At 65.2% G+C, this 9,540-nt stretch carries 13 protein-coding genes; 2 read left to right on the top strand and 11 right to left on the bottom strand.

Annotated features, from left to right (window positions below):
• Window positions 1–362: 362 nt before the first annotated feature.
• Together PLJ71_03925 and PLJ71_03920 are read left to right on the top strand one after the other, a co-directional pair.
• On the top strand, window positions 363–884 hold the full coding sequence (locus PLJ71_03925; protein ID HQM47808.1) for a hypothetical protein: 522 nt from the start codon (window positions 363–365) through the stop codon (window positions 882–884).
• Between the two features lie 176 nt (window positions 885–1,060).
• On the top strand, window positions 1,061–1,831 hold the full coding sequence (locus tag PLJ71_03920) for an aldolase (GenBank protein HQM47807.1): 771 nt from the start codon (window positions 1,061–1,063) through the stop codon (window positions 1,829–1,831).
• A 131-nt stretch (window positions 1,832–1,962) separates the two neighbouring features.
• On the opposite strand, the gene PLJ71_03915 is transcribed toward PLJ71_03920, so the two are convergent.
• The 11 genes from PLJ71_03915 to PLJ71_03865 all read right to left on the bottom strand — a co-directional run.
• A complete protein-coding gene (locus PLJ71_03915; GenBank protein HQM47806.1) occupies window positions 1,963–2,328 on the bottom strand; it encodes a hypothetical protein in 366 nt (121 codons plus the stop codon).
• 17 nt (window positions 2,329–2,345) lie between these two features.
• Complete coding sequence (locus tag PLJ71_03910; GenBank protein ID HQM47805.1) at window positions 2,346–2,822, bottom strand: hypothetical protein; 477 nt, start codon at window positions 2,820–2,822, stop codon at window positions 2,346–2,348.
• Complete coding sequence (locus PLJ71_03905) at window positions 2,803–3,324, bottom strand: hypothetical protein (protein ID HQM47804.1); 522 nt, start codon at window positions 3,322–3,324, stop codon at window positions 2,803–2,805. The genes PLJ71_03910 and PLJ71_03905 overlap by 20 nt, the downstream gene beginning before the upstream one ends.
• Window positions 3,325–3,365: 41 nt before the next feature.
• Window positions 3,366–5,090: a hypothetical protein gene (locus PLJ71_03900; GenBank protein ID HQM47803.1), complete on the bottom strand. Its 1,725-nt coding sequence runs from the start codon at window positions 5,088–5,090 to the stop codon at window positions 3,366–3,368.
• A gap of 14 nt (window positions 5,091–5,104) precedes the next feature.
• A complete protein-coding gene (locus tag PLJ71_03895; GenBank protein HQM47802.1) occupies window positions 5,105–5,791 on the bottom strand; it encodes a hypothetical protein in 687 nt (228 codons plus the stop codon).
• Window positions 5,791–6,210 (bottom strand): hypothetical protein, encoded by a 420-nt coding sequence (locus PLJ71_03890; GenBank protein HQM47801.1) that lies wholly within the window; start codon window positions 6,208–6,210, stop codon window positions 5,791–5,793. Before PLJ71_03890 ends, PLJ71_03895 begins: the two co-directional genes overlap by 1 nt.
• A 66-nt stretch (window positions 6,211–6,276) precedes the next feature.
• Window positions 6,277–7,323 (bottom strand): hypothetical protein, encoded by a 1,047-nt coding sequence (locus PLJ71_03885; GenBank protein HQM47800.1) that lies wholly within the window; start codon window positions 7,321–7,323, stop codon window positions 6,277–6,279.
• A gap of 13 nt (window positions 7,324–7,336) precedes the next feature.
• Window positions 7,337–7,720, bottom strand: a complete 384-nt coding sequence (locus PLJ71_03880) for a hypothetical protein (protein ID HQM47799.1) — start codon at window positions 7,718–7,720, stop codon at window positions 7,337–7,339.
• A gap of 146 nt (window positions 7,721–7,866) precedes the next feature.
• Window positions 7,867–8,571: a hypothetical protein gene (locus PLJ71_03875; protein ID HQM47798.1), complete on the bottom strand. Its 705-nt coding sequence runs from the start codon at window positions 8,569–8,571 to the stop codon at window positions 7,867–7,869.
• A gap of 18 nt (window positions 8,572–8,589) precedes the next feature.
• Window positions 8,590–8,814 (bottom strand): hypothetical protein, encoded by a 225-nt coding sequence (locus PLJ71_03870; protein HQM47797.1) that lies wholly within the window; start codon window positions 8,812–8,814, stop codon window positions 8,590–8,592.
• An 11-nt stretch (window positions 8,815–8,825) separates the two neighbouring features.
• On the bottom strand, window positions 8,826–9,540 hold a 715-nt coding region (locus PLJ71_03865; GenBank protein ID HQM47796.1), incomplete at its 5' end, for a hypothetical protein.

Here is a 9,540-nt window from a genome sequence, read left to right as displayed (position 1 = left end):
GGTTGTGGCCTCAAGCAATCCTCCTGTGGAGGCGATGGTTCCAGTGGCGCCGCGTGCGCAAAGACGGCTTGCACGGGAACCGCGCAAAACGCGTGCCCCAGTCAAGAAGCCAAAGCCGGCGAGCCGTCGGTGACCGAATAACTGAATCGGGGTTTGCGGACTCGGGCGGTTACACGCTCAGGCCGCGATGCTGCATACAAGCGTCGCGGCCCTTTTTCCGTCTCGGGATACACCGGGTCTTTCCCTAATTCTCCCGCAATTTGGTGTTGACGCACCGGCGCCAGATGGATATCCTACGGACCGTAGAGCCAGGGGGATTTCCTTACGTATAGCGTGAATCGGACAGAGGGGAATTGCGTGCAATGAGCGACTCGATGAATGAACAGCCTCCCGTAGTCGAACGGCCGGCGCCAAACGCCGAATTGCAGAAGCGCCTCAAGGAGTTTCACGGCGGAGCTAATTGGTTCTACTGGATAGCGGCGCTCTCCGTAATCAATTCCCTCCTGATGTTCTCTGGTTCGAAGTGGTCCTTCATCTTTGGTCTGGGCGTCACGTCGATCATCGATGCCCTGGCAGCGGTGATTGTCGAAGAAATGGGCGGCGGGCTCGGCGTGTGGTTCGTGCGCGCGATCGCGTTGGGATTCAGTGTGGCCATTGCGGCCGCTTTCGTGCTCATCGGATGGCTTTCCAACAAAGGCTATGGGCCGGTCTACGTCATCGGCATGATCATTTACCTCCTGGACGCCCTCCTGTACATCGGTCTGCTCCTCATCGGGGAACCCGACTGGCTGGGCCTTGGTTTTCATGCCTTCGCGCTCTTCCTGATGTTCAGCGGCTACAGCGCCCTTCGCAAGCTCAACGCGCTGCAAACCCCGGCCGCCTAGAGAGCGCAGAGCCAGGCACGCCGTTTTCCAAGACCCCCACGGGAGTCCTGTCGAAACGCCATGGGCGGCCGCCTCGTTTGGCGGCCTGATTCAGGCCCGCATGTTTGCGAACACGCCACTGTTGCCGTACCATAGGCCGATCCCGGGGAAGTTTGGAAGAAAGGCAGGCAGATACCGTGAGCGCACTTGGAAAAGCGACCCGACTGAACCGCATTCTCGCAGGGCGGACCCGGCGCGTGCTGACCGTGGCCGTCGATCACATGATCAACTACCCGATAGGCTTTCCGCTGGAATTGCGGCGCATCGCTTCCACCCTGGAACAGGTTATCGCGGGCGAGGCCGACGCGGTGACGATGAACAAGGGCGCCGCGATTCGCCTCATGACCCCGTACGCGGGGCGCGTCCCGCTCATCATTCAGTCGATGGCCCTGCGGCCTGATGAGCCGAGTTTCGCTGATACCGCGACCGTCGAGGAGACCCTGAGCCTCGGCGCCGACGCGATCGCCGTGGCAATGTTTGTGTATGGCGACTTGGAACTCGCCTACATGCGCCACCTCGCCGAGGTGGTGCGGTGCGCCGCGCCGTTCGGCCTTCCTGTGATCCCGCACATCTATCCCCTCGAGAGCGGCGACGAGAAGCACTCGGTGGTGCACGACCCCGAGCACGTTCATTACGCGGCCCGCGCCGGGTTCGAAATGGGCGCCGATCTCGTCAAAGTTCCCTATACGGGCGATGTGGCTTCGTTCCGCGACATCGTAGCCGACATCCCCGTGCCGGTTGTCTCCGCTGGGGGGCCGCGGTGCGCTACGCTCGATGAAGCGGCCCAGCTCGCCCGTGACGTGGGACGCGCCGGCGCCGCGGGCGCCACCATGGGCCGGAACGTCTGGGGCTTTAACGATATCCCCGCCGCCATACGCCGCCTCAAACAGGCCATCAACGAGGGGTGACCGCCAACGACTGACGCCACCGGGAGCCCGGCCAAGACGGGACGACACGGGTCCGTCCCGCGCGGGAGACGGCGAGGCGGGCGCCCCGGTGCCGGGGCGCCCGCGTGAGGCAGGGGAGAAGGCGGACGAGGTCAGTTCTTGAGTTTTCGCACGAGTCGTTCCAGCCATGTGTCCAGGTAGGTATGGCCGAGTTCGCGGGCGATGTCGAGCCCTTCGCTCCGTGCCAGATCGAGGGCGTAGTTCTTGGCGCGGCGCCGGGCTTCACGGCGCTCCTCGGAAGTCAGCTTGCCGTCTTCGCGCGACGCCTTGATCTCACGCACGTAGGTTTCGTAGGTGTTCATGACGCCCGCTTCGAGGGCCAGCAGAGCGCGTTCGCAGCGCCGCCGGTGCAGGCGGGCATACAGCTCGGTCGATTTGAACAGGGACCACACCCCGGCCAGCACGGTGCCAAGGAGCAGAAGTCCCTGCTCCGTATGAATCGCGTCGTTTGCCGTCACGAATGGTATCCTCCCGGTCACGCATGCGGGGTTGCGCGGTCGCGGTTGTCCGCATGAACGTGCCCGTCGTTGTAGTCATCCTTTACCCAATCGAAGTGGCGGCGGCACACGGTCCCGACAATCCTCTGGGGGACGCGTTCGCGGGTTCGCGCGTTCACAGCCACGAGGTCGGCCGCGATGCCGCCGAATGTCGCCAGATGTTTCGAGTTGCGCGCGACCGTTCCTCCTTGGTCCGCCCAGCCGTAGCGGGCGGCCAGGCGGCGCAGATCGGCCTCGGTGCGCACGGCGTCCGTGATGATGAGCCACACGGTTTCGCCGGCCATCTCGCAGAGGTCCCGCCGGGTACGCTCCAGAGATTCGAGAAGCGCCGGATGCACCATGGCCAGCCCCGCCGCGTTCTCGAATTCGCGCAGCCGGAAATGCGACACGTCCTGCCCGTCGAGGCTGGTCAACAATCGCACGTCGTTTCGCCGGTTACACATACGTTCTGACATCCCGGATATATCCGTTTACGCCGTCGTCGGCATCAAGGACCCCTGTCATGCCGGGCCGCAGATACAGCTCCGCCAGCGCGAGGCACGCGGTATCGGGCGCGCGGGGCGAGGGCGAAGCCGACTCGGCGCCCGGCTTGATGGTTACGTCCCACGTGTCAAGCCGCGCCTGCACAAGGTCGATGCGCGGATAGGCCGCGGGCGCGGCAATCCCTCCCAGGCTGGCCGGGGCCTCGAGGCGGAACGGAAACCGGTTGATAAAGGCATACCCCGGCGAGACCGTAACGGACATGCCCGGCGGCGAGGCCGCCACCACGCCCAGATCGCCGTCCGCCGCGTTTCGGAGCACGCCGTCGCCGCCGCCCCACGCCAGGCTCGCGAGATTCATAAGAAGTTCGAATGCGGCCTCGATGCGGCCGTCCCACGTGTTGAGTTTCGCCGAGGCTACGGGCCGTTCCTGAAAAGCCCAGGAAGTCTTGATATATCCTTTTCCGCGTATCGCCATGATGTTCCCCGCTGAGGCCGTCGTCAGACAGCCCTCCGTAGTCAATCCAGATGATGGACCAGATCCAGGCCCGCCGACACGGCATCCAATCGAAACTGAGACAGGGACGTCTCGGTCCCCTCGTGTTGTGTCATGCGCCGCAAGGGATTCGCGGCCGAGCGCAGGGGCGGCGCGCACCCGAGCGTGGTCGTAACGGCGCGGCCCGAGAACCGGTGGGTGACACGGTTCACCCGTCTCACAAGACGCCCCGCGAACCGTCCGCCCCATTCGCTCTCGAGAGGCGGGTCGAGCCGGCGCACCGGCGCGCCGCGAATCTCGATGAGGTCCCCGACATGGACCGCGTTGCATCCGTGGTGCAGGGTGATGCTTCCAGCCGCCTCGGGATAGGCGAGGTCGTCGAGGAGCCCGTTCACAAGCAGGTCTGCGTCATCCTCGTGAACGATGCCGAAATGACGGAGCCCCTTGCCTCGATAACCGAAGGCGTCGGCGCTTTCTCCGCGCACATACGTCTTTTCGATGGGCCCGAGGATGGGATTGCCCTCAAAACAGATGGCATTGACGATGCCGCCGCTGTTGGAAGCCATCAGCGCGCCGCAGACCACAGGGTCGTAGAGCAACACGTGATCGCAGTCTTCAGCGTTGCGAAAATGCACCGCGCCGCCGGTATCGGTGGTCCAGACGCACCCGCCCGCGTACGCCAATGCCGTAAGCAGGTCGAAAACGCCGTGGTCCGCCTCGAACGCGGTCAACGCCGCCGCGCCGCCGTCTACAGAGTCCTTGCAAGGTTGCGCATACGAGAAATACTCCTTCAGACGCATCTCAGGCTCATGGAATCTTCCGTTTTCGTAAAGGTAGACGCCGGACCCGCCCAGCTCGACCATGGCCGCGTTGAAACACTCGCCCCCGCCGTAGACCAGCCCGATATAGCGGCCGTAGACGTCTACGCGGTCGTCGTAGGCGCCGTCATAGCCCCGGTGCGGGTTCAATTCGACCGCGTCGATGCCTTTGGTATCGATGAGCCTCTGGAGCGTCCGCCGCGACGCCTCCGCGGCCAGCGCGTAGCCGCTCGCGGCATAGCGGCTGGCGGTCCACCCCGCAATTTCGGGATGGCGCGCAACGGCATGGCTGTTCTTCGACAGCTCCTCGCAATCGACCATCATCAGACGCAGGTCTGGCCAGGGTATTCCGTCGACGGCCAGCCCGGCGATGGTATCGCCGTCTTTGGCATACGCCGCGCTCGCATCGAGCCGGGGGGTCTCGACCCATTGGCCGGAGGCGATTCCGCCAGTCCCGAGCTCGCTGGCCGGCGTCTTGCGGGAAACGTACTTCCCGTATTCGCGCACGGCGCCATCGGGGTACGCACCGTGGGCCACGAGGTAGTGAACCGGACCCTCGGCTGCGTTGATGATATCTTTGACCATCGCGTCGATGCGCCCCGGGCCGTAGCCTCGGGTCACGCGCGCGTTGCGGTCCGCGCCATCGCGTTCCGCGCGAAATGCGATGACCTCGTGGAAGGGCACGTAGCGATCGAGGATGAGTTTCCTGGTGTCGCTCCACTGCGGTCCCAGCCACGTCACCTCTGCCTCGCAGAACATCTGCTCTTCGAGCAGCACCGCGATTCGGTAGCCGGGTCCCAGCTCGGCGATGCCCTCGGGGAGAAGCCCTTCGATGACATCCGGCTCGTCCGGGGCGGTGCGGGTGGCTTCCATCAGGGGAAGCCGGTCGTAGCGGGCAACCCGAAGGCCGCGCCGGTCGTATACTTCCACGGCGTATTCCATGGTTACCACCACCGGTCGCGGTAGGCGACCGCCGCCTCGGCCCGGTGCGCGCCCGCCGGCTCGTCCGTGAAGGTCAGCGTGGTTTCGCCGGGGCCAATACGCGGGAACTCCCCCAATGCATAGGGCGTGACATCCTCATCCTCGAGCAGCACGCGCGCATGGACCGCATCGAACAGGAGGACCGAACCCTCGCCCACCACCCCGTCGTACTCGATGCGCCGTTTACCGTCGCTCACGGCGGGTTGCACGAGAGTCCCCCCGGCCCTCAATCGAATCACCGGCTGGGCGAATGCCGTACCCGTGCTGGCCACAACCCGCGTGGAGGGCGTCTCCATGATGGCCCAGGGAATCTCCGTCACGTTCATGGCCTCCTCGAATGGCGTGCGGGCTTCGAGCCGCAGTGTGAACGAGCCGGTGAGACTGGCCCGCTGAACCGCGCGGCGAAACGCCGCGCGCCGCACCATCAGGCGCCGTCCCGCCCGGATCGAGAGTTCCGCAGAATAGTCCGCCGCCGATGCCGCTTCGAGAAGCGCGTCGAGCCGCGTCTCGATCGCTGCCACGGACCTTTCGTCCGGGATCAGTCCCGCGATCTCGATGGTACGCGCATCACGGCCGCCGACTTCCTCGTGCTGCTCGCGCACGGACACGAGCATGTCGTCCAGCACCAGGCCATTGAGCGTGATCGCCATCAGTGTGTTCCTCCCAGGACCGGCGCCGTGTCCGTCAGGGCCGCGGGGGCGTGGGGCGGATGGTCCCGCAAGAACGGCGCGAGCAGGCGCCATGCAGCGGCCCGCGTGGTCTTTGCCACGGCCGTAAGCGAGGCGAACCGCTCGCCCGCTTCAATGCGTTGCCCGCCCACAACCACGCTTTTCTGGTCGTGCGCATCCTTCGCCGCCAATGCGCAATACACGTGCGCACCCGCCAGAAGGGTTTCGCCCAGCACAAGCGCTTCGGGATAGGGCTCTTCGCCGTATGCCGGGTCGAGCAATGGCAGGAGCTCGGCGTGGGCGTCGTCAATCCCTGCCTGTATGAGCTCGGCGGGAACCGATGCCGCGTCGTTGAGCTGAAAGCGCAGCCGCACCATCGTTTCAGATGCAAAACTCGCCATATTCGAGCCTCCTCATTAGAATCGGGGAAGGGAGCGATCCGCCAAGCCCGGACCGCTCCCCTCGGTTCAAGACCAGTCGCTGCGCACCACCACGCGAGCCTTCTCATAGATGATCGCGAAGTCGGTGACGACGGTCAGATACGTCCGGTCCCACTGCTGGTTGATAAGCTTGTCGCTCTCGACCAGCAGGTCTTGTTCGGTGAGCTTCTGGGCCGCGTACCCCGCATCGAGAATGGTGAGCTTGTCCGCGGGCTGGCCCGCCATCGGCACCAGGCGTGTGCCCAGCGGCGTGGGCAGGTTGCCGGTCTTCGCGAAGTCGAACAGCGCAGCCTCCTTGAACGCTTCCATCTCGAGGATGGCCTGGCACAGCTCCGCATTGGCCAGCATATGGGTCGGCGTGAAGTAGTGGTCGAGGGTCAGTGTCAGGAAACCCTTCACCAGGTCGCCGTACGCCCAGACGCCCGCCGCCGCGGTGTCGAGCGTCACCGGCGCCGTGCTGCCGGAAGCGTCGCCCGCAACCAGGATCTCCGCCAGCCGCGCGTCGAGATGGCGCCCCAGCCGTTCGCCGATCCGCTGAAGATGCACCCGGAGCATGTCCACCGACATCCGCCGGATCACCTCGTACGACGCAATTACGCCCCGCCCTTTCTTGTCCAGCTTGATCACGCGATCGCCATACTTGATGGACGATTCCGGGATCGCCGCGCCCTCCGCGACGGTGCGCAGCTCCTCCTCGAGTTCGTCTTCCCGAACGTAGGGCACGTCAAACGCCGTGCTGCCGACCCGCTCGTCGCGAATGATCAGGCCAGGGTACACGGGCTTGCGGGTCATGCCGCTCAGGACCGCGTCGCGAACCATGTCCGGAAACAGCCATTTCGCGTTGGGGTCAGACTGAAAGAAGCGGTCCACGGTGATGCGGTCCAGGTCGATGCCGAATTCCTGGGCGCAATAGTCGCGCACGGTGGTGCCGAGCGCACGAAAATACTGGCCATGGGTCAGCCCGAGGCCCTGCAGCGTTTCGTAAAGCCCGGAACCGCGGACCTGCCGCAGCTTCTCGGGCTCCTGGCTCAGGAACGCCACCCGCTCCTTCACCATATCGTCTCGATATGCCATCGGTTGTTCCTCCTTAGAGCAGTACGTGGACAAGGCCCGCCGCCGCGTCCACCTTGAGGTTCACGCCCTTGCCGTTGCCGGACGCCGGAGCTTTGACCTTGCCGTTCGCCGCCGCGGCGGTCACGCCGGCAAGGCCGTCCACCACCGGCGGGGTCTCGCCGTCGTATTCGAAAATGGATATGCCCCGCACCTTAACGGGTATCGCTGCCCCGTTGTCCGAGGCGTCAGCCAGGGCTTCTCCGAACACGGGGTCTTCCGCGTCCGTATCGTTGCTGACGGTGTAGGCGCCGATCAGCTTGACCGCATCGCCCTTTGCGATGCTCACCGCGCCCGCCGCCGGGGTCCTGCACGTGATGACCAGTTCGGTCACCACGCCGCCAATATCGCCAAATGCCATGGTTCACTCTCCTGTGGTTCGGCCGCGCGTGTGCCGGGCCGTAATGGCCGGGCGCGCGGCCTGTTGTGGTTCAATTGGATTGGGAAAGACGCCCCCGCCCCGCCCTCCTGTGGGACAGGGCGGGAGCGTCCCGTGGCGCACGGCCCTCAGCCGCCGCGCACGATGCCCATCGCGCGCTCTGTCCAGGCCCCGTGTTCGCCGTCAGGAAGCGTTTCCGGGTGCGACGCAGGCGATGGGGGATACTTGTGATCAAACCGCACCTCGTAGGCGCGAAGGTGCGCGGTGAGCTCGTCGAGGGACAGGGACTCGAGCGTGCGCCGCCACACGATCTCGTCGAACGTGCTGCCGTCGAGTTCCCGCCCAAGGCCGCAGAAACGCGCGATAGCCCGCCGCCGCGCCGTTACGCCGTCGCGCAGGACGGCCGGAAGCGACGCTGCGTCCACCGCCATCTCGTCCATGGTCTCCTGGAGGGCCCGCGCCGCTGCCGGCGAAAGAAACGGCATTCGCTCCGCCCGGAGCGCGCGCGTGCCCTTCCGGCCCTCGAGCAGCAGTTCCCGCGCATCCTTCGACCATGCGAGCACGGTATACAGTCCGGCATCCTCCCGCGCTGCGTCGCCGTCCTGTTCCAGCCACCGCATGGGATGAGGGCCTTTCTCGAGGGCCCAGCACCCCTCGTCCGGGAACGGGTGTTCCAGACGCCAGCCAACAAGGTATCCCGTCTGCTCGAGCCGTAAATCCCAGTGAGGACCGGTCCCGTCGTGATGCCGCTGAAGCACAAAGCGTCCGGCCGGAGCGCGCTCTGGGTCCGAAGCTTCCCTGGCGCCCGGCAAAACCGTGATTTTCCAATACATGCCCTGAACCTCCATCGCTCAAACAAGTTGTTGCAGAAGCGACACGATCACGCCCACAAGATTTGCCACGAGCAGAGTCACGCCCCGCGCCAGGGTGGTCTCGAGGCGCTGCACCCGCGTTTTCAGCTCGCTCAGGTCTTCGCGCAGCGTCGTCCACTGAATATCGTGCACAAGTTTGTAGGGGCAGGCCGGGTTCTCTTCCGGCGCCGCGGCCCTTGCGCTTGTCAGGATGCTCTGTTCCACGAAAAGCCCTCCTAGTTGTCCGACCGGCTGAGTTCGTGCCACACGCCGTCCGCGTAGACGAGCACGAGCGTATCGCCGGGGTGAGCGGTCCATCCGCCGGCCAGATGCAGGCTGGCGTTGTCCGTGAACACGCAATCCGCATCTCCCCCGATAATGATCACGGTCTGTCCTGAAATGCCGTCATCGAGGCGGGTCACGTCATTTCCGGCGGTCCAGGCAGCCGGCACGCGGAAGATGTTGGCGCCCGCGACGCTCGGCGTCGTGTCGTCCGCGGCAAATGTCGCAACCTCGGGCGTGCTCAACGACCCCGAGACCCGCACGGCGCCCGCGCCCTCATCCGCGGATACCTCGAGATCCCCCGGCGATGTGATCGACCCGCCCTGAACAGCCAGGTCTCCAACCACGGTTACGTCGTCGCCAAAGCGGCACGCGCCCAAACCCGTGTAAACCGCGTAATTCGCCGCCGTTCCCTGCGTGACGTCCTCGAGATACAATCCATACAGGCTGGTCACATCGCTCGCCGACCCCACCGTGCCGCCGTACAACGCCATGGCGTCAGTAACTGCCCCCGGCTGAGTCAACACGACCTGCCCCTTGACGCCAATGCCGCGATCCATCCTGGAAAAGATCGGACCCGCCAGCGCGAGGCCGCGCACACCGCTGATTTCGGTGGAAGCAGCCGTGTAGCCTGACCCTACGCTCGCACGTCCAACAATCCCATGAATA

Source organism: Candidatus Hydrogenedentota bacterium (assembly GCA_035416745.1).
Classification (GTDB): Bacteria; Hydrogenedentota; Hydrogenedentia; order Hydrogenedentales; family SLHB01; genus UBA2224.
The sequence above is the reverse complement of the archived record's forward strand: the minus strand, read 5'-3'. Positions and strand labels throughout refer to the sequence as shown.

Excerpts from the sequence above, each read along its gene's own strand:
- PLJ71_03925 (HQM47808.1), top strand. The coding sequence starts at position 363 with ATGAGCGACTCGATGAATGAACAGCCTCCCGTAGTCGAACGGCCGGCG.
- PLJ71_03910 (HQM47805.1), bottom strand. The coding sequence starts at position 2,822 with ATGTCAGAACGTATGTGTAACCGGCGAAACGACGTGCGATTGTTGACC.
- PLJ71_03905 (HQM47804.1), bottom strand. The coding sequence starts at position 3,324 with ATGGCGATACGCGGAAAAGGATATATCAAGACTTCCTGGGCTTTTCAG.
- PLJ71_03895 (HQM47802.1), bottom strand. The coding sequence starts at position 5,791 with ATGGCGATCACGCTCAATGGCCTGGTGCTGGACGACATGCTCGTGTCC.
- PLJ71_03890 (HQM47801.1), bottom strand. The coding sequence starts at position 6,210 with ATGGCGAGTTTTGCATCTGAAACGATGGTGCGGCTGCGCTTTCAGCTC.
- PLJ71_03885 (HQM47800.1), bottom strand. The coding sequence starts at position 7,323 with ATGGCATATCGAGACGATATGGTGAAGGAGCGGGTGGCGTTCCTGAGC.
- PLJ71_03880 (HQM47799.1), bottom strand. The coding sequence starts at position 7,720 with ATGGCATTTGGCGATATTGGCGGCGTGGTGACCGAACTGGTCATCACG.
- PLJ71_03875 (HQM47798.1), bottom strand. The coding sequence starts at position 8,571 with ATGTATTGGAAAATCACGGTTTTGCCGGGCGCCAGGGAAGCTTCGGAC.